We start from the raw sequence: 18,682 nt of genomic DNA, 5'->3' as shown, positions 1-18,682 counted from the left end.
TCGGCTCGGATCAGCGGGATCGGCTCGGACGCGGGACGGCTCAGATCAGGTGGGCCCGCTCGTAGAAGACCAGCGCCGGCTTGGTGAGCAGGCGGCACGAGGCCAGGAACTCCATGAGCCCCGCGCAGCTGGCCCGCATCATGGACTTGTGGTGCTCGTTGGCCTTCGCCTCGGCGAGGGCGCGCTTCTCGTCGAGTCCGGCGTTCGCGTAGACCTTGGGGTTCACCATGCTGGTGACGATGACGTACGACGCGATGGCGATCACCAGGGCGTTGAGCCGGCGGCGCACCCGGCCCGCGCCCGCGAGCCGCTTGCGGGTCTGGTCGCGGGCGAACTTCATGTGCCGCGACTCCTCGACGACATGGATGTTGTTGATCGTGCGTACGAACGGCACGACCCGCTCGTCCCGCATCCAGTCGCGCTGCATGACGTCGAGGACCTCTTCGGCCACGAGGATCGCGGCGTACGCGGCCTCCCCGAAGGCGACCGACTTGAAGACCCTGCCCAGTTCGACGGCGAGCCGGTGCGGCCGGTAGGCGGGCGCGCCGAGTTTCTCGGCGCCGCGGGCGAACATGATCGAGTGGCGGCACTCCTCGGCGATCTCGGTGAGCGCCCACTGGACCTCGGCGCTCGTGGGGTCCTTCGCGTAGACGTCGCGCAGCACCATCTGCTGGAGGATCATCTCGAACCAGATGCCGGTGCTGGCCACCGACGCGGCTTCCTGCCGGGTCAGCTCCTTGCGCTGTTCCTCGGTCATCTCCCGCCAGTACGCGGTGCCGTAGAGCGTGCACCACTCGGGGCTCGCCCCGTGGAAGTCACGGTCCAGCGGCGTGTCCCAGTCGACCTCGGTGGCCGGGTCGTACGCCAGGACGGCGGCGGAGTCGAGCAGCCGCCCGGCTATGTCGCCCTCCGGGGACTGCTCCTGTGCGCTCGGCCGAACAGTGCTGCCTGCCATGTCGCGGCTCCTTGACTGAAGACGTCAGGGCAGGGACCGCGACGCCCCGCACGGCACGCCACGACCCCCTTGTTAGACAGACCGTATAACAAGGGGGTCGGGTAGGCCTACCCTCAAGTAGCCACCAGGTGCGACAGGTGGTGACTAGGTCTGGCTCACCGGCTCGGCCGGCGCCGGTGCGGGCCAGCGGATGCGCGTGCTGCACGCGGACACGACCAGCGCCGAGGCCGCGACGGCGGTGAAGCCCCACACCAGGCTGCCGGCGTGGGCGATGAAGCCGATCAGCGGCGGCCCGGCGAGCAGCCCCGTCGTCCCCATGGCGGCGACCAGGGTCAGCGAGTTTGAGCCCTGGCCCGCCGCGGCCACGTAGACGCACGGGGTGACGGCCGCGATGCCGAGGCCCACGCAGGCGAAGCCGAGCAGCGCCGGCACCAGTCCCCCGCTGACCAGGGCGAGGATCAGGCCCCCGCCCGCCAGCGCGCTGCCCACCAGGACGACCCGGCCGTCCCCCCAGCGGCTGCGCCAGCCGTCGGCGAAGAGACGGGCCACGACCATCATTTCGGAGACGACGGCGATGCCGAGGGGCGCCACTTCGGCGGAGGCCCCGGCGACGTCCTTCAGGTAGAGGGCCGACCAGTCGTTCATGGCGCCTTCGGTGACGGTGCCGAAGGCCATCGCGACGCACATCCACAGCGTGACGCGGGAGGGCAGCGCCCACTTCCCGGCGCGCTTCTTCTCCCCCTTCCCGGCTGCCGGGGCCGCGCGTTGGCCGTCCGTCAGCAGGCCGGTCCGCGCGTACGCCACGAGGAGGAGCAGGATCGCCGCGGCCGCCGCGAAGTGCGCGGTGACGGAGGTGGTCAGCGCGTTCATGCCGGAGGCGAGCAGCGCGGCGAGCAGGGAGCCGCCGCTGAAGGTGGCGTGCAGCCGGGCCATGGCGTTGCGTTCGAAGGCGGCCTCAAGGGCGGCCCCCTGGGCGTTCATGGCGACGTTGAGGCAGCCCACGAGGACGCCGTCGACGCACATGACCAGCAGCGCGAGGGGGTAGTTCGGCGCCGCGGCCAGTGCCGGGAGCGCCAGCGCCAGGCAGAGCGCCGACAGCGTCGCGAGGCGCTGCGAGCCGAGGCGCCGCATCAGCGCGGCCACCAGGGGGAAGGACACCGCGGCGCCGACTCCCGCCGCCATCAGCAGCACGCCGACCTCCGCCGCACTCAGGCCGAGGCCGCTCTTGAGGGCGGGGATGCGCGACGCCCAGGTCGCGTACTGGAAGCCGAGCGAGCAGAACAGGGCCGCGATCGCCAACTGGCCCCGATGGAAAGGATCACGCACGCGGAGCACCCGCATCAGCCCACTTCTCCGATTCTCGGCGCGGCGCCGGCCCGGCCGGCAGCGCCCTGGACATGTACACGGCGGTCGGGCCGTATCCGGCCGGGGTCACGGGTCCGGCGGTGAACCCGCGGGCCGACCAGAACGTCTCGCTGCCGCCGACGGCCACCAGGGAGATCCGCTCGTACCCCTGGTGACGAGCCGTGGCCGTGAGGTGGCTCAGCAGGAGCCGGGCGAGGCCCTGGTGCCGCAGGTCCTCCGCGACGACGATGTCGTGCAGATGCAGGTTGCGCGAGGGGAGCGCGGGCGCGGCCTCGGCGCCCCGCAGGTCCGGGTAGGCGGACTCGGGGTAGGGCAGGGCCAGCAGGTAGCCCGCCAGTCGGCCGGTCAGGTCCAGCGCGAAACAGGTGGTCGGCGACGCGCTCACCTTGGCCTCCAGCGCGGCCCGGCCCTCCGACAGGCCGAGGCGGCTGTAGGCACCGCGTTCGAGGACGGTGATGTCCGGCCAGTCGCCGGCGGCGATGTGGCGTATGAGGGGCGCGTGGTGCACGCGTCTGTCGTGGTTCACGTGTCCCCGCCGTCTATCCAGGTGTACGGCAGCGGGCGGAAGCCGTTGAAGCCCCGCGTCATGTAGCTGGTCGCGTACGCGCCGCAGGACAGCACCCACACCGGGTCGCCCGAGGCCAGCGCCTTGGGCACCGGGACCAGGCCGTCCTCGTGGGAGAAGGCGTCGTCACTGTCGCAGGTGGGGCCCGCCACCACGGCCGGGACGGACTCGGCGCCGCGGTGGGAGGGGAAGACGAGGCGGTACTGCACCTGGTCCATCTCGTACAGGCCGTTGAACTTGCCGCAGCTGAGGTACAGCCAGTACTGCCGCTCACCGTCGGGGCTGCGGCGGGCCGCCAGCCGGGAGACGTGGGCGCGGATGGCGCCGTGGTCGGCGATGAGGTAGCGGCCGGGTTCGACGACGTAGCCGAGCCGGTGGCCCGGGATCTCTCCGAGGCGCGCCATGCCCTCGCGGATCACGGCGAAGATCTTGTCCAGCGGGGGGTCGAGCGCCCGGCCGTGCTTGTCGCGGTAGCCGAGGGCGGGCAGTCCGCCGCCGAGGTTGACGTGGTCCAGGGGGATGCCGCGCCGGGCCAGGGCGTGAGCCACGTCCGCGATCCGGTCGAAGGCGTCGCGCCAGGCTTCGGCCGTCATCTGCTGGGAGCCGACGTGAACGGACAGGCCCGCGGGGACGAGACCCAGTTCGCGGGCCGCGCTCAGCACGGCGACGGCGTCCTCGGGCGAGCAGCCGAATTTGTTGCTGAGCCCCCAGAGCGCGCCCTCGCCGGTGGTGGCGAGGCGGCAGAACACCCGGGCGCCGGGGGCGTGCCGCGCGAGGGCCGTCACGTCCTCCAGGCTGTCCGTCGCGAAGTCCCGCATGCCGAGGCGGTGGGCGTCGGCGATGTCGCGGTCGGACTTGACGGTGTTGCCGTAGTGCATCCGGCGCGCCGGGATCCCGGCGCGCAGGGCCTGTTCCATCTCGTGGGGGCTCGCCGCGTCGACGCCGCAGCCGCGTCCGGCGAGGCGGGTGAGCACCTCGTCCACCGGGCAGGCCTTCATGGCGAAGCGGACGGCGACCCCGGGCAGTTCGCGGCGCAGCGTCTCGTAGCGCTCCTCGATGCCCGGCAGGTCGAAGACGATCTGGTCCTCGGCGGCGGCCGCGAGCGCGTCGAACAGCGGGATGGCCTCGTGCGTCGTTGTGGCGCTCATGCGGGCTGTCCCGCCGCCCGGATCGGGCCGGCGTCCCTGGCGGCCCGGACCAGGGGCTCCCAGGCCTCGATCAGGAGGGCGAAGTCCTCGATGTCGCCGCGCGCCTCGTCCAGGAGACGCTCGCGGCGGGTGGCGAGGAGGTCGGCGAACTGCTCGTATCTGCCGCCGAGTCTGCGGTAGGCGGTGTCCACGCGCTCCAGGCGTTCGACGTTCTCGGCGCGGTCGAGTGCGGTGCTCTGCCTGACGAGGTCGGCCACCAGGGACGCGCGGACCTGGCCCCGCTCGTCCAGGAGCGTCTCCCCGGCCTCGGCCATGCGCTCGTAGATGACGTTGAAGTAGAGCATCGACAGGAAGAACTTGACGAAGCGCGTCTGGTACGCGACGAAGCCGGCGTCGGTCCTGCGCTCCGGGGTGTAGAAGTTGACGATGTCGCGGTTGTGCAGGACGCCCGGCAGCGCGGCGTCGTGGACGAGGTGGATGAGGAAGTAGTCGCTGCCGATGGTGTCGGTGGCGGGCGGCAGCGGCACGCGTTCGTGCACGCCGTGGAAGCTGATGTTGCACATGTCGACGCGCATGGGGTCGACCAGGGTCAGCGTCGCTCGGTCGTGGGTGAACCGCTCGGTGCCGGCGCCCCGGAAGGAGTCGTCGACGAGTTCCCGCTTCTGTGCGTCGCTCCAGTGGCCGGGCGCCCAGAGGCCGACCACGTCGTAGTAGACCTCGGGGTCCAGGGCGCGTATCTCGCCGATGTCGACGGACAGTTCGCCCACGAAGGAGCCGCCGACCATCGACACCCGCTTGTGGGCGTGGCGCTCGTCGAGGGCGGTGTGCACGGTGCCGCGCGCCGCGTCGGCCGCGCGTTTGCCGAGCGATGCCAGCTCGTGGTGGACGGGGAAGACGGGCGTGCCGTCGACGCTCTGGTACTCGCTGTCGGAGTCCCTGCGGTGCACGGACTCGCAGCCGAGCGCGGCGGCGAGCAGGAACGCGCGGTTGGTGCAGGCGCCGTACGAGAGCCGGGCGGGGAGCATCAGCTCCAGCAGCAGCTCGGGTTTGGCGTTCCCGGACCCGGCGATCACCCGGCGCAGGAAGGCGCGCTGCTCCGGCTCGCCGAGGTGGTGGGTGACGACGCGCGGGACGTCACCGAGCGCGCGCACGGCCCGCTCGTGCGCGGTGAAGGTGTCGGGGTCGGCGGAGTCCAGGATCAGCAGGTGCACCTCGACGTCGAAGTGCGTGGCGGCGTAGGCCGCTTCCGCGCCGATCGCCGCGATGGTCTGCGGGCAGGCGCGGTTGGTGGGCAGGGTCAGGCAGATGCGGCGCATGCGGCGTCCCCGATCGGCTGGTCGGTGTCCCGCCCGGTCCAGGACTTCAGGCCCAGCAGCTTCTCGCCCAGGTCGTTGAGGGTGGCGGTGCCGTAGCGCAGGGACTCGTGCCGGTCGGCGTCGCCGACCAGGGTGGCGTTCCAGGTGGGGGTGGTGAGGTGGCGCCAGGAGTCGATCCGGGAGCGGCGCAGCTCCTCGTGGGTCTCCAGGGCGGGCATCATCGACAGGTACTGGACGGCGCGCACGCCGTTCGCGGAGGTGTTGGGGGCGACGCCGTGCGCCAGCAGGCCGTTCCAGATCAGCAGGTCGCCCGCCGCCAGCTCGGGCCGGACGACGGGCATGTCGTCCTGGTCGACCGCGGGGCGGATGGGGTCGCGGTCGTCCGGTTGGAGGGCCTTCCAGCGGTCGAAGCGGCGGAACAGCTCGGGGCAGCACTGGAAGCCGCCGTGCTCGGGCCGGGTGTCGTCCAGGGCGATGATGCCCTGCACGCGCTGGGGCAGCACGCCGAGGGTGGTGTCGACGTCCCAGTGGAGGTTGATGTCGAAGCCGCGCTCGGTGGGGGCGATCAGGGAGCGGGAGCGGTTCTTGACGTTGGGTGGGTTGAGGTTGAGCCGGTCCAGTGTCACCCACAGCTCGTCGCAGTCCCAGACGTCGGTGAAGGCGTCGTAGACCCGCTGCGTCTGGCGGCTGTCCCAGATCAGCTGGTGGTGGTAGGCCTCGACGAAGCCGTAGACGTGCAGCTCGCGGTCCAGGTCCGAGCGGAACTCGCGCTCCTCGTACCAGGTCTCGGGGCGGCCCCGGTCGAGCCCCTGGAACTCCCAGGCGAAGTCCAGGAGGTCCTTGGCCGCCCGCGTGGGGATGGCCTGCTTCACGACGACGTAGCCGTACGTCTGCCAGAAGGCGAAGTCCTCCTCGGAGAGCACCTTGAGCGGCCGCGTCTTGGTCAGGTCCCGCAGCTGGGTCTGCGCCAGGTAGGTCTCGCCGTCGGCGCTGAAGTACGGGACGTCGCCGGGGGCTCGGTGGAGGTAGCGGTCGGAGGCTGGCATGGCGGGCTCCAAGGTTCGGTCTGTTCCGGGGCGGGCACGGCGGCAGGGGGTGTGCTCCCCCCGGGAGGTCCGCGCCGGGCCGGCGGGCCGCGTCAGGTCGGCCGGGGCGGCGCGTCTCACATCCGCCCCACGTCGAACTTGCGTACCATCAAAATGGACTAGACCAACGACCGCTGTCAACAATTGACTTGGGCGCCTTGTCGCTGAAAACGACGATATTCGCCCCCGGTTCACGCACGCTTCACCTCAGGCCGGGGCGGTATTTGCGCCTTCAACTGCCCTGGTCAGGAACCCAGTTGATGTCGTGCGGAGCGTCTCGGCCGACGCCGGGGCGGGAAGCCGTCGCCGGGGGACGTCAGTGGCGCGGCACGATCCCGAAGTCGAAGGCGACCGTGCCCGGGTCGATGGCCGTCACCCCGCCGTCCACCGTCAGCGTCGCGCCGTTGACGAAGGACGCCGCGGGCGAGAGCAGCCAGGCGATCGCCTCGGCGACCTCCGCCGGCCGCCCCGGACGGCCGGCCGGGATCAGCCGCGTCGCCTCCTCGTACGCCGCGTCGGCCCCCCGCTCCCCCAGTTCCGCCTCGTCGGCGAAGCGGGCCATGCGGCGGTCGGCCATCTCGGTGCGCACCCAGCTCGGGCACACCGTGTTGGCGCGCAGCCCGTCCTTGCCGTAGTCCACGGCGAGCGAGCGGCACAGCTGGAGGAGCGCCGCCTTCGACGTCGCGTACGCCGCGTTCGCCACGCCGTTGCGCAGGGCGGCGACCGACGCGACCGCGACGACCGCGCCGCGCGCCGCCAACAGGTGCGGCAGCGCGGCCCGCAGCAGCAGGAAGGGACCGGTGAGGTTGGTGCGCATCACCAGGTCCCAGTCCTCGTCGGAGAGCTCCCCGACGGCGCCGCTGCGCCCGACGCCGGCGTTGAGCACGACCCCGTCGATCCGGCCGTACGCGGCCACGGTCGCCTCGACCAGGCCGGCGACCGCCTCGGGGTCGGCCGCGTCGGCGGGGTGGGCCAGCGCCCCGGTCTCCTCGGCGACCCGGTGCAGCGGCTCGGGACGGCGGCCGGAGACGACCACCCGATGCCCGTCGGCCCGCAGCCGCCGGGCGGTGGCCGCTCCGATGCCGGTTCCGCCGCCGGTGACGATGACAACTCGGCTCTCCGTCATGCCTGTTCAGCCTCCGAACGCGGTCGTGAGCGCGGGGTGCGATCTCTTCCGTGATCATACGGAGAGGGCCCGCTCACGACCGCGCCCGGATGGCCCGAACCCGGCCGGCCGCTCAGGCGGTGTTCACTCGTCGATCGCCGCGCCGAACGCCGCCCCGGTGCCCGGCGCGCCCAGCGACGCCCCGCCGTACGTCCAGGACCCGGCGGCGGTGACGCCGCCCGAGCCCGCCGACAGGACCCAGACCACGCCGTCCCCGGCGTTCTCACCGGGTGCCGACGCGAGGAGGCCGAAGCGGCCGTCGTTGTTCGGGTCCGAGAGCCGCACCTGGGCGCCCCACTTGTCGCCCTTCTCGGGCACGCCCGGGATGTCCGCGGAGTCCTGGTCCCAGGACTTGGCGCCGGTCGCCGTCATCCCGTTCCGCGAGCCGCGCAGCACCCATACCGCGCCCGCGTCGGCGACGGTGCCGATGTCCTCGCCGGGCGCGCCGATCGCCACGTCCGCGTAGCCGTCGCCGTCGGTGTCCGCGACGGACAGGTCGGCGCCCCAGCGGTCACCGGGCTCGGGGGTGCCGGGTACGCCGGCGGAGCCCTGCGTCCACCACTTGGCCTCCTCGCCGAGGCCGTCCGCGGTGCCGTAGCGCACGCCGACCAGACCGCCGGTCATGGTCTCGCCGCCGTCGTCGGGCGACGCCGGCTCGCCGGTCACCAGGTCGTCGTAGCCGTCGTGGTCGATGTCACCGGACGCGGCCGCCGGGCCCCCGCGCAGGTCGCCCTTGTAGCTGAGTCCCTCCGCGCTTCCCGCGAAGTGCTTGGACCAGCCGTGCCCCGGCTCGTCGCCCACGCTCACCCCGGACACGACGAGGTCCGCGTAGCCGTTGTCGTCGTAGTCCCCGGTGGTGAGGGACTTGGGCAGGATGTCGCGCTCCTCGGCGGCCGCGCCGAGCCGCCGGGTGTCCTGGCGGCGCAGCGGGGGCTCGCCGGGCTGCGGCGCGGCTTCGTAGACGTACAGGTTCAGGTCGTCGCGGTCGAGTACGGCGAGCACGTCGCCCGGCGTGTCGCCGGTGAGGTGCGCGGCGGCGAGGCCGAGGCCGAACTGCTTGCCCGCGGCCGGCTCCTGGGCCTGGAGCCAGTCGCTGGCGGTCCCGCTGAGCCCGGTCTTGGAGCCCCACAGGATCGCGACGCCGCCGGCATCGGCCGTGGTGCCGATGTCCTCGCCGGGGATGCCGATGATCGCGTCGTCGTAGCCGTCGCCGTCCAGGTCTCCGGTGGCGACGGTCTTGCCGAAGCCGTCGCCGGCCTCCGCGGCGCCCGCGACCCCGTCCGTCGACTGGCTGAACCGGGCGACGTTGCTGGTGCCGATGCCCCTGGTCGAGCCGTACTGGACGGTGACCAGGCCTGCGCCCTTGTCACCGCTGACCGTGGCGCCCGGGGCCCCGACCAGCACGTCCTCGTATCCGTCGCCGTTGAAGTCGCTGTTGCGGTCGTCGGCGTGCGTACCCCCAGGGGTGCCGGCGAAGGCGGAAGGGGCGGCGGCGATACCGGCCCCGGTCAGCAGAAGGAACGATGCCGCGGCGAGGGCGGCCGAACGGTTCTTGCGCACGAGCGGCTCCTGTGAAGGAAGGTGGCCGGGCTGGCGCGGGGGCGTCCGGAAAGGGCCCGTTCCTTGTCCGGCGTCCTGTTCGACACGGCATGGCCCATAAGGGTTGTACGCGATCGCCGCCTTCTCGCCTCCGGCCATACGCGTGGGCCGCGGCCCCAGGCGCGGTGCTCTTTTCGTCGGGTCGCGCGGATCGGCCGGACGGCACAAGCTGTTGATCATGCGAGCCCCCTCCACGTCGATCCGCCCCCTGAGGAGCTGATGTGCCCGTGATCTCCCCTTCCCTCGCCCGGTCCGGGACGAGGTACCTCTGTCTCCTCGGCCTCGTGGCCGGGAGCACTCTGGCGGCGGTGCCCGCCGCGCAGGCCGGGCAGGCCGGTCCCGTCCCGGTGCCGCCCCCGCAGAGAACCGTCTTCGCCGCCGCGAAGCCCCTGCCCGGCGGGCTCGGGCCGTGCGTCCCCGGCACCTGCCCGCCCGACGGCTACCCGCCCGTCCACAACGGCTCGATCCGGTGGCGCGACAACGGCATCAACGTCTACGTGGGCGAGGACTTCCACGTCCGCGAGCGGGCGGCGGAGGCCGAGGGACGCGTCGTCGTCCTCGGGGACTTCGACCAGCGCAAGGCGGCCGGCGCCAGCGCCGTCTACAACGTCGGCGAGGCCGGTGTCGGCTCCCGGGTCGCGCCTCCGGTGGGCGCGGACTGGCTCACCACCGGAGGGGACGTCACGGTCGCCGCCGGGCAGCGGCTGCTCGCCGAGGGCGGCGTCGTGCGCCACGCGGGTGACGCGTCGGGGAGGATCCTCGCCACCCTGCGCCAGGACCCGGAAGCCGCCGCGCCCTACCGGGGGCTGCGGGACGAGCTGACGGAAGCCAGCCAGTGCTACGCGCACCCCGAGGGCGGCACGCGCACGCCCACCGGCCGGGCCGTGCACGCGGGCGGTGAGACGCTGTTCACCGGGGACGGTGTCTCCGCGCTCCAGGTCTTCAACGTCGACTTCGACCTGATGAGCGGTGGCGGCGGACAGGAGGGCATCCGCTTCGCGGCCATCCCCGAGGGCGCCACCGTGCTGGTGAACGTGCTCGGCACCCGGCGCACCATCAATACGTACAGCGGCACGATCGACGACAGCAGCCCGTTCAACAAGCTGCGCGGCCGCCTGCTGTGGAACTTCCCCGACGCCACCTCCGTCGAGTTCAAGGGCACCGGCCAGTTCCAGGGCAGCGTCCTGATCGGCGATCAGCGGTCGACGACCACGGTCAGCGTGCCGGGCATGAACGGCCGCTTCTTCACCACCGGTTCCCTCACCCACACCAGCGCGGCGACGGGCGGCGGCGGCCAGGAGATCCACAACTACCCCTTCGACGGGGACCTGCCCGACTGCGGCGGCGGCGACACCAGCGGCCGGATCTCGATCGTCAAGACGGACGAGGACGACGGGACACCGCTCGCGGGCGCCGAGTTCGAACTGTGGCGCGAGTCCAACGGCGTCGAGGGGCTGCAGACCCGCGGCGACGACCCGGACACCGAGGTCGGCGACGCCTGCGTCACGCCGGCCTCCGGTGAGTGCGTACGGACGGTGCCCACCGGCACGTACTACTGGCGCGAGACCAAGGCCCCCAGCGGTTACGAACTGCCCTCGCGGAACATCTTCGGGCCCGTCGAGCTGACCGGGGCGAACGCCTCCGACGGCGTGACGGTCACGGCCACGAACGACAAGGAGGACGACGCCGTCGAGAAGGGCGGCGTCACCGTCGTCAAGAAAGACCGGAAGAGCGGCAGGCCGCTGGCCGGCGCCGTCTTCCAGCTGTGGCGCGAGACCAACGGCACGCCGGGACTCCAGACGACCGGGACGCGCCGGGACCGGCTCGTCGACGGGGGCTGCGCGACGGACGGTCGGGGCCGGTGCGAGTTCCGGGGCCTCGACCTCGGCTCGTACTACCTGAGGGAGACCGCGGTCCCCGACGGCTATGTGCTGCCCGGGAAGACGGTGAGCGGCCCGCATGCAGTCACCGCCGGCAATGCCGCCAAGGGCGTCACGGTGACGCTCACCAACGAGCGCGGCGGCGGGAAGAAGGGCAAGTGAGCGGCGGCGGGGGCCGGTGAGGCCGGCCCCCGCCACGGCCCGGGCACGGGTGGCGTCAGCCGCCTGTGCCCGGTTTCGTTCCCCAGATGTACAGCATGTCGTCCTCCTTCAGGAGCCCGTACAGTCGTTCCGCGTCGCGCAGGGCGAGGTTCACGCAGCCGCCCGAGCCGGAGGAGAACAGGTCCGCGTGGGTGCCGTGCAGGGCCTGGCCGCCGTTGAAGAACTGCGCGAACGGCATGGGGACGTCGTAGAGCGTGGAGTAGTGGTCGCGGCTCTTCCAGTAGATGCGCTGCCAGCCGCGCCGGGTCTCCAGTCCGTCGCGGCCGCTGCGGATCGGCACGGGGTCGAAGACCAGCCTGCCGCCGCTCTGGCTCCACAGGATCTGCCGGGTGAGGTCCACGCACGTCACCCGGTGGGACCTGGTGGGGCACGCGCGCCGCTGCGCGGGGTCGCGCCGGGCGCGGTCCGCGACGACGAAGCGGTAGGTGCGCAGGGACGCGGCCCCGTCCGCCGGGCGGATGCCGAGGCGTTGTTGGAGTGCCCGGATGGCCGCGCAGTCGGCCGGTGACTGCCGTCCGTCGACCGGCAGGCCCAGCTCACGCTCCAGCTCGCGCTGGTAGGGGGCCGTTTCGGCGAGGCACGGCGGTTCGGGCGCGAGGACGCCCTTCGGCCCGGCGGCCGCGGCGAGCGGAGCGGAGGCGGCCGGGAGGGGAACGGCCAGAGTGAGGGCGGCGATCGACGAGAGGACCCAGCGCATCGCCCCAGCTTGGCCGCTGCCCGGCCGCCCGCCCGGCGACACGACCCGACGATCCCACGATTGGGCCATGTGCCGGGCGTGCAACCCTGTTGCAACGTGCCGAGGGGAAGAGTCCTGCCATGGACCGCCATGAGAGCCCTGAGAGCCCTGAGAGCAAGGACGACGCTCCCCGCGTACGGCTGACCCCCGCCGCCGCCGAACTCCTGCGGCGACTGCGCGCCCTGCACGGACCGCTGATGTTCCATCAGTCCGGCGGCTGCTGCGACGGCAGCGCGCCCATGTGCTTCCCCGCCGGCGAGTTCCGTACCGGTGACTCCGACATCCGGCTCGCGTCGCTGACCGTCGAGGGCGTGGCCGAGCCCATACCCTTTTGGATGTCCAAGAGCCAGTACGACCTCTGGAGCCACACCCGGCTGATCGTGGACGTCGTGCCGGGGCGGGGCAGCGGCTTCTCGCTGGAGGCCCCGGAAGGCGTACGTTTCCTGATCCGTTCCCGGATGGCCGGGTCATAGCCACCGCCGTCTGGTGAACTCCGCGTGCCACTGGGACAGTTGGTGGCCCGGCCGACCCCAGGGGGAATACGTGACACGGCAGACGCAGCACGGCGGACGGTTCAGGACGGCCCTCGCCCTCCTCTCCACGCTCGGCGCGCTGGCCGGTGCGGCGCTCACGGGAGCGGCGCCGGCCAGCGGTTCCGTGGGGGACGAGCGGCGGGCGGGGGTGGAGATCGCGCCGGGTGTCGCCTACCGGTACTTCGACGTCCCGGCCTCGCACGGCACCGCCCGCGCCCATCTGCTCGACGTCGACCTGCGCGATCGGCGCACCGCCGTGGGCCTGCTGTACCCGGGCAAGGTCGCCGCGCGCTCGCCGGTCTCCGCGCTCGCGGACGGGGCCGGTGCCGTCGGCGGGATCAACGGCGACTTCTTCAACATCAGCGAGACGCAGCATCCGGGCGTCGAGGCGACCGGCGCGCCGGTGGGCCCGGCGGTCACGGGCGGCCGGGCGCTCAAGGCCGCCGTGCCCGACGGGCAGCGGTTCGGCCCGGCGATGCCTCCGGGCGTCAGCACGAAGGCGGTCCTCGGCGTGGGCGTCGACCGCCGGGCCCGCATGGACGACCTCTCCCTGGACGGGGCCGTGCGCACCAAGAACGCGCGGCTGCCGCTGGGCGGGCTCAACCAGTACGCGCTGCCGGTGGGCTCCGTCGGCGCGTTCACCGGCGACTGGGGCGCCGTCTCGCGGGTGCGTGCCACCTGCGGGACGGACACGAGCCGCGGCGCGCCCTGCAGCACCGACACGCATGAGGTGACGGTCCGCGACGGGCGCGTCGTGGAGTCGGCCGACACGCCGGGCAGCGGTCAGATCGCGCCCGGCAGCACGGTGCTGGTGGGCCGTGAGGCGGGCGCGCAGCAGCTGCGGAAGCTGTCGGTGGGCGACCGGGTGCAGGTCAGGCACCGCCTGGTCGCGGCCGGTTCCCGCACCCCGTTCCGCTTCGCGCTCGGCGGTTGCCCCGTGCTGCGCGACGGCGCGCCGCTGCCGGGGCTCGACAACACCACCTCCGCGGTGCGGACCGCGGCCGGGATCGCCGACGGCGGCCGACGGCTGCTGCTGCTCTCGCTCGACGGCGCCCCCGAGTTCCGTACCGGCCTGACGATCGCCGAGATGGCTCAGACCTTGCGGGAGTTGGGGGCGCGGGACGGTTTCAGTCTGGACGGCGGCGGCTCCTCCACCCTGGTGTCGTCCACGTCCACGCTGGTCGCGCGGGCCCCGGGGGCCGAGGCGGTGACCGTGCGCAACCACCCGAGCGGCGGCGTGGAGCGTCCGGTGCCCAACGGCATCGGCGTGTTCTCCCGGACGTGACGGCCCCGCCCCGCCCGGGTCACGGCGTGTCCCGCACCGCCACCAGGCCGTTGAAGACACCCACGTAGGCCGTCCCGTCGGGGCCCAGCGTCACGGGCGCCCAGTTGTTGTCGTACACGATGCCCGTGCCGGCGAGCCGCTTCCACCTGGTCACGCCGGTACGGAAGTCGACCGCGGTGAGGTACCAGGCGTCGACTCCCAGGCGGTTGGGTGCCTTGGTGTAGAGGTACAGCAGGCCGTTGGCGGTGGAGAGTTTGGGGACGGTGGAGGGGACGCGCTCGGCGCTCTCCCAGACCGTGTCGCAGCCGCTGCCGTCCGCACGGACGTCGATCCTGCTGACGCCGCCGACGACGCTGCGGCCGAGGGTGAGCGAGGTGATGTTCTCGTAGCCGTAGTTGTTCTCGACGATCAGGCTGTCGCCCCAGGTGATCAGCGAGTTGTCGGTGGTGGACGCGCCGGAGCCGAAGACGGGGACCTTGCAGACGAGCCGCCGGTCCGCCGGCACGTCGGTGTCGCGTCGGTAGACGAGGACGTTCATGCGGTCGTCGGCGTTGTCGGTGATGGCCACGTAGCGTTCGCGGGCGCCGAAGAGGTCGGGTGTGGTGCCGGACCCCTGGTTCACCGAGCCGGGTTTGGTGCCGGTGCCGCGGTCGTACGTCTCGCGCCACCGGACCTCGGGGGTCCCGTCCGGCGCGGCCCGGAAGCTGTAGAGGGCGTGGTCGGAGACGATGGAGACGCCGTCCTCGGCGACGGAGAAGGAGTTCTGGATCTCCTCGCCGTCGAGCCGCACGGAACGGACGGCGCCGGACCCGGGGTCGACGGTGCCGACGCGGCCCTGCCGTGTCACCCACCAGATCCGGCCGTCCCAGTCGGGCATCACCGAGGTGACCGGGTCGCAGGTGCCGCTCGGGTGGAGGTTGATCCACGAGACGCAGTCGTGCGGGACGTGCGAGGTCAGGTCCCAGTCCTTGTCGACGACGAAGCGCCAGCCGCCGTCGGCCGTCCGCTCGTGGGCCAGTCTGACGATGTGCCGGCGGGAGTCGGCGAGGACGAGACGGTCCTCGTGGTCGAGGTAGGAGTAGGCCCCGCCCGAGGTGTCCTTGAAGATCTTGGAGAAGTCCAGCCGCGTGATCGCCTCGATCGTGGAGGGCCGCTGGGGCAGCTTGTACTCGGCGAGGGTGGCGAGTGTCTTCGGGTCGAGCAGTTTGACGAGGAAGCCGGTGAAGGTGCCGCACACGGTGACGATGCGGCCGTCGCGGTCGAAGGTGACGGTCGCGCACTCGCCGCCGAGCGCCGCCATCTTCTCGCTGTCGACGGTCGGCGCCTTGCCGAGCGGGCCGTTCCAGGGGTACGTGCCGCTGCCCGCCGCGTCGGCGTGCATGCCGCTGCGGCCGTTGGCGGCGAGGTAGGGGTGCTGGGGCGGCGGGGTGCCGGGCAGCGGGTGGGCGGCGGCGGGCGCGCCCTCGTAGCTCTCGACCAGCCGGTGCCCGGGCGCGTCGGGGATGTCGTCGGCGTGCGCGGGGCCGGTGAGCGACACGGCGAGGGCCAGGACACCGGCGGGGGCGAAGCGGCGCAGTCTGCTGGGCATGCGCCGAAGCTAGAACGGGCCTCTTGAAGTGTCCATGAGAGACCGTCAGTTGTTCATGAACCCGCAAGAAGGGCGGCGCCCAGACCGGTCACGGCCGGATTCCGCTGACGATGTCGGCGGTGGCCGTCAGGCCGTTGTGAATGGTCGGCGCCATGCTCGTGCTGGCCAGGTAGAAACCCAGCAGCAGGCAGACGATGGCGTGCGAGAGCTTCAGCGCGCCGTTGCGCAGAAAGACCGCCGCGAGGATCACGAGCAGCAGCACGACAGAGATCGAAACAGCCATGGGAAGAACCTCCTCCGCCACGCGGGAACCGCGGCTTCCGGCCGCCAGTCTGGCGCAGCGGAGGGGGCGTCCGGGCGTCTTACCTGTGCTCCGAACGGGTTCTACTTGCGGCAGGGTTGAGGGGCGCGGATCGCCCCTCGGGTGCCTGCCGGGTCAGCCGCCGTGTGCGTCGAGGAACGCTTCGAGGCCCGCGAGGTCGTCGGTGTTGAGGTGGTCGACGCCTGCCGCGAGCAGTTCGCCCCAGACCGCCTCGCGCTGCGGGCCCGGCACGTCGGGCGTCGCCCAGAAGCGGACGCGCTGCCCGCGCACGTGGGCGGTGGCGACGATGCCGCGCAGCTTGTCGCGCTCGGCGGCGGGGATCGCACCCGCGCCCTGCCAGCTGAAGTTGAGCGACCAGTTGTCGCTGATCAGCGGGATGAAGGAGGCGGGCGCCTCGGAACCGAGATCGGCGAGGCGGCCGTCGTAGAAGGCGTGGCGGACCTGCTGCGCCCGCATCGGGGCGCGGGCCGCGCGGTCGCCGGAGACGACGGCGGTGACGGCCGAGCGGCGCACCTTTCCTCGCGCGTACGTCGTGAACAGGTGCCGGTAGGGGCGCAGCCGGCGGTGCAGCTCGGCGTAGGTCGCAGCGCCCTCGGTCTTGATGTCGATCAGGAGCTGGAAGGGGGTGCGGTGGTGGCCGCGGTGGACGGCGCCGTGGTGGGCGCGTATGCGGGCGGCCAGGGGTTCCAGGTAGAGGGATTCGAGGGTGCGGGCGGGGTCGAGGTCCACCGGGTCGTGGGCGACGAGAAGTTGGCCGTCCACGAGGTAGATGTCGGCCTCGACGCTGTTGAAGCGGTGGTCGAGGGCGTCGAGGAGTGGCCTGGGGTGCGCGTAGTCGTTGTGCGCGTGCGCGTGGGCGTGGAGCAGGGGGCGGGGGCGCGGGGGGCGGCCGCGTTCGTCGGCTCGCGCGGGGGCGGGCAGCGCGGCGCCGCCGACGAGGGCGGCGCCGAGGGTGGTCAGCGCACCGCGACGGGTGGTGAGGGGCATGTCTGCCTCCCGGCAGGAGTGGCCGCGGCGCGGGGTGCGCCACGGGGACGACGGGCGGAACCTCAGGTGAGTATGAGGCTCGGCCCGCGCCAGAACACCCCGCGCGCACGCGAGTTGGCACGGGCGACGCCGGCTGTTCACTCCGGTCGCCGGGCGCCGCGGGGCGTGACTGCCCCTATCACCCACGCTCGGCATCCGCCCGCAGGAGCGTGGCGGCGGCGCGCCCACACGTGCCGGCGCGCGGGAGGCCCCACGCGTTCACAGAGAACTGCGGGACCACCACCAGGGAGGTGTCCGTATCGGTCGCCTGCCACCTGCCGCTTGCCGCCTGCCGTCGCGGCCTACGTGCCCAGAGGCGCCGGCGTCCTCAGTTCGTCCCAGTGGGCGGTGCGGTCGCACCACCGTTCGAGGAGTACGCGGTCGTGGCCGACGGCCAGCAGGCCGGCGCCGCTTTCGGCCCGGTACTCCTCCACGACGTGCACGAGCGCCGCGGTCGTCGACGCGTCCAGCATCGCCGTCATCTCGTCGCAGATCAGCCAGCGCGGGCGCAGCACCAACGCGCGTGCCAGGCAGGCCCGTTGCAGCTGCCCGTCGCTGACCTCGTGCGGTCGGCGCCCCAGGAGGTCCTTGCCGAGGCCGACGCGGGCCGTGAGTTCCGGGACCAGTGCGGCGGCCTCGGCGGACCGGCCCACCGCGCGCAGTGGTTCCGCGACCAGGTCCCGCAGAGCCAGCCGGGGGTCGGCGGACAGCCTCGGCTGCTGGAAGACGACGCCGAAGGCGGTGCGCTGCTCGCGCGGGGCACGGTGGCGCCAGCCGCCCGCGGCCGTGCCGTCGATGACGACCTGCCCCGCGTCGGGCCGGTGCAGCAGCGCGGCGACCCGCGCGAGCGTCGACTTGCCGCAGCCGCTCGGTCCGAGCAGCCCGACGGACTCGCCGGGGGCGATGGCGAGGTCCACGGAGCGGACGACGGGGGCGCGCCGGTCGTATCCGGCGGTGATGGAGCGCAGTTCAAGCACGGGGCGCCTCCGGCACGTCCGCGTGGGGGTGGTGGCAGGCGCTGCCGCCGATCAGCGCGGGCACGGCGGCGCACGCCGGGTCGGCACGCTCGCAGCGCGGCGCGAACGCGCAGCCCTCGGGGAGCGCGGTCAGCTCGGGCGGCATGCCGGGGACGGGGGTGAACTCCCGCTCGGGCAGGGCGTTCAGGAGTCCCCGGGCGTAGGGGTGCCGGGGTCCGCGCGCGCCGAAGAAGTCGGCGGAGCCGGCGATCTCGACGACGCGGCTCGCGTACATCACGGCGACGCGGTCGGCGATGCGCGCGGCGGCGGCCAGGTCGTGGGTGATCAGGAGCAGCGCGCGGTCGTCGCCGACATGGCGGCGCAGTTCGTCGACGGTGCGGTCCACGAGGTCGCGGTCGAGGCCGGTGGTGGGCTCGTCGGCGAGCAGCAGCGGCGCGTCGCCGATGAGGGCGAGCGCGGTGGCGGCGCGCTGGGCGAGGCCGCCGGACAGCTCGTGGGGGTAGCGGTCGAGGTGCCCGGCGGGGAACGCGGCGCGTTCGGCGGCCGCTTCACCGGCGGCCCGCAGCTTCGCCCTGGGCACGCCGGCGAGTTGGCGCAGGGTCTCCTCCAGCTGGGAGCGCACGGTCCGCACCGGTGTGAGGTGGGCGGCGGGGCTCTGCGGCACGAGGCCGACGCGCCGCCCGCGCACGGTGCGGGCCAGGGTGCGCTCGTCGGCGGTGAGCAGATCGATGTCGCCGAGCAGGGCGGCACCGGCGGTCTGCGCGTTCTCGGGGAGCAGGCCGAGCAGCGCGGAGGCGAGCACGGACTTGCCGCAGCCGCTCTCGCCGACCAGGGCGAGGCACTCCCCCGCCGCGAGGTCGAAGGTGGCGTCGGTGACGGCGGAGACATGGCCGCCGCCGCGCATGCGGAAGCGTA

Annotated in this window: 17 protein-coding genes; 3 read left to right on the top strand and 14 right to left on the bottom strand. The window is 73.2% G+C overall.

Features of this window, described 5'->3' with window-relative positions; genetic code table 11:
* Positions 1 to 40: 40 nt before the first annotated feature.
* From ABZ385_RS26300 to ABZ385_RS26265, 8 genes are all read right to left on the bottom strand, one after another.
* Complete coding sequence (locus ABZ385_RS26300; RefSeq protein WP_358578761.1) at positions 41 to 955, bottom strand: diiron oxygenase; 915 nt, start codon at positions 953 to 955, stop codon at positions 41 to 43.
* A gap of 144 nt (positions 956 to 1,099) precedes the next feature.
* Positions 1,100 to 2,296, bottom strand: a complete 1,197-nt coding sequence (locus ABZ385_RS26295) for an MFS transporter (protein ID WP_358913516.1) — start codon at positions 2,294 to 2,296, stop codon at positions 1,100 to 1,102.
* Positions 2,274 to 2,846: a GNAT family N-acetyltransferase gene (locus tag ABZ385_RS26290; protein ID WP_358913514.1), complete on the bottom strand. Its 573-nt coding sequence runs from the start codon at positions 2,844 to 2,846 to the stop codon at positions 2,274 to 2,276. Before ABZ385_RS26290 ends, ABZ385_RS26295 begins: the two co-directional genes overlap by 23 nt.
* A complete protein-coding gene (locus tag ABZ385_RS26285; protein ID WP_358913513.1) occupies positions 2,843 to 4,033 on the bottom strand; it encodes a type III PLP-dependent enzyme in 1,191 nt (396 codons plus the stop codon). The genes ABZ385_RS26290 and ABZ385_RS26285 overlap by 4 nt, the downstream gene beginning before the upstream one ends.
* A complete protein-coding gene (locus ABZ385_RS26280) occupies positions 4,030 to 5,349 on the bottom strand; it encodes a DUF6271 family protein (RefSeq protein WP_358913511.1) in 1,320 nt (439 codons plus the stop codon). The genes ABZ385_RS26285 and ABZ385_RS26280 overlap by 4 nt, the downstream gene beginning before the upstream one ends.
* Entirely contained in the window at positions 5,331 to 6,395 is a 1,065-nt protein-coding gene (locus tag ABZ385_RS26275; RefSeq protein ID WP_358913509.1) for a phytanoyl-CoA dioxygenase family protein, read from the bottom strand. The genes ABZ385_RS26280 and ABZ385_RS26275 overlap by 19 nt, the downstream gene beginning before the upstream one ends.
* A gap of 355 nt (positions 6,396 to 6,750) precedes the next feature.
* Entirely contained in the window at positions 6,751 to 7,560 is an 810-nt protein-coding gene (locus ABZ385_RS26270; protein ID WP_358913507.1) for an SDR family oxidoreductase, read from the bottom strand.
* Between the two features lie 123 nt (positions 7,561 to 7,683).
* Positions 7,684 to 9,159, bottom strand: coding sequence for an esterase (locus tag ABZ385_RS26265; protein ID WP_358913505.1), 1,476 nt, complete (start codon positions 9,157 to 9,159; stop codon positions 7,684 to 7,686).
* A 266-nt stretch (positions 9,160 to 9,425) separates the two neighbouring features.
* Between ABZ385_RS26265 and ABZ385_RS26260 the strand changes: the two genes are divergently transcribed.
* Positions 9,426 to 11,240: a choice-of-anchor A family protein gene (locus tag ABZ385_RS26260; RefSeq protein WP_358913504.1), complete on the top strand. Its 1,815-nt coding sequence runs from the start codon at positions 9,426 to 9,428 to the stop codon at positions 11,238 to 11,240.
* A 55-nt stretch (positions 11,241 to 11,295) separates the two neighbouring features.
* On the opposite strand, the gene ABZ385_RS26255 is transcribed toward ABZ385_RS26260, so the two are convergent.
* On the bottom strand, positions 11,296 to 11,997 hold the full coding sequence (locus ABZ385_RS26255; protein WP_358578742.1) for a L,D-transpeptidase: 702 nt from the start codon (positions 11,995 to 11,997) through the stop codon (positions 11,296 to 11,298).
* A gap of 119 nt (positions 11,998 to 12,116) precedes the next feature.
* Between ABZ385_RS26255 and ABZ385_RS26250 the strand changes: the two genes are divergently transcribed.
* Both ABZ385_RS26250 and ABZ385_RS26245 read left to right on the top strand, forming a co-directional pair.
* Positions 12,117 to 12,509, top strand: a complete 393-nt coding sequence (locus tag ABZ385_RS26250; protein WP_358578740.1) for a DUF779 domain-containing protein — start codon at positions 12,117 to 12,119, stop codon at positions 12,507 to 12,509.
* Between the two features lie 70 nt (positions 12,510 to 12,579).
* Complete coding sequence (locus tag ABZ385_RS26245; protein ID WP_358578738.1) at positions 12,580 to 13,854, top strand: phosphodiester glycosidase family protein; 1,275 nt, start codon at positions 12,580 to 12,582, stop codon at positions 13,852 to 13,854.
* A gap of 19 nt (positions 13,855 to 13,873) precedes the next feature.
* Here ABZ385_RS26245 and ABZ385_RS26240 read toward each other — a convergent pair whose 3' ends face one another.
* From ABZ385_RS26240 to ABZ385_RS26220, 5 genes are all read right to left on the bottom strand, one after another.
* Entirely contained in the window at positions 13,874 to 15,442 is a 1,569-nt protein-coding gene (locus ABZ385_RS26240; RefSeq protein WP_358913502.1) for a hypothetical protein, read from the bottom strand.
* An 88-nt stretch (positions 15,443 to 15,530) separates the two neighbouring features.
* Positions 15,531 to 15,725, bottom strand: a complete 195-nt coding sequence (locus ABZ385_RS26235; protein ID WP_358578735.1) for a hypothetical protein — start codon at positions 15,723 to 15,725, stop codon at positions 15,531 to 15,533.
* Positions 15,726 to 15,878: 153 nt separating this feature from the next.
* Complete coding sequence (locus ABZ385_RS26230) at positions 15,879 to 16,751, bottom strand: phosphatidylinositol-specific phospholipase C/glycerophosphodiester phosphodiesterase family protein (protein ID WP_358913500.1); 873 nt, start codon at positions 16,749 to 16,751, stop codon at positions 15,879 to 15,881.
* A gap of 341 nt (positions 16,752 to 17,092) precedes the next feature.
* Positions 17,093 to 17,767 (bottom strand): ATP-binding cassette domain-containing protein, encoded by a 675-nt coding sequence (locus ABZ385_RS26225; protein WP_358578733.1) that lies wholly within the window; start codon positions 17,765 to 17,767, stop codon positions 17,093 to 17,095.
* Positions 17,760 to 18,671, bottom strand: coding sequence for an ABC transporter ATP-binding protein (locus ABZ385_RS26220; protein ID WP_358913531.1), 912 nt, complete (start codon positions 18,669 to 18,671; stop codon positions 17,760 to 17,762). The genes ABZ385_RS26225 and ABZ385_RS26220 overlap by 8 nt, the downstream gene beginning before the upstream one ends.
* Positions 18,672 to 18,682: the final 11 nt, after the last annotated feature.

This window comes from Streptomyces sp. NPDC005898 (genome assembly GCF_040629635.1).
Classification (GTDB): Bacteria; Actinomycetota; Actinomycetes; order Streptomycetales; family Streptomycetaceae; genus Streptomyces.
The sequence above is the reverse complement of the archived record's forward strand: the minus strand, read 5'-3'. Positions and strand labels throughout refer to the sequence as shown.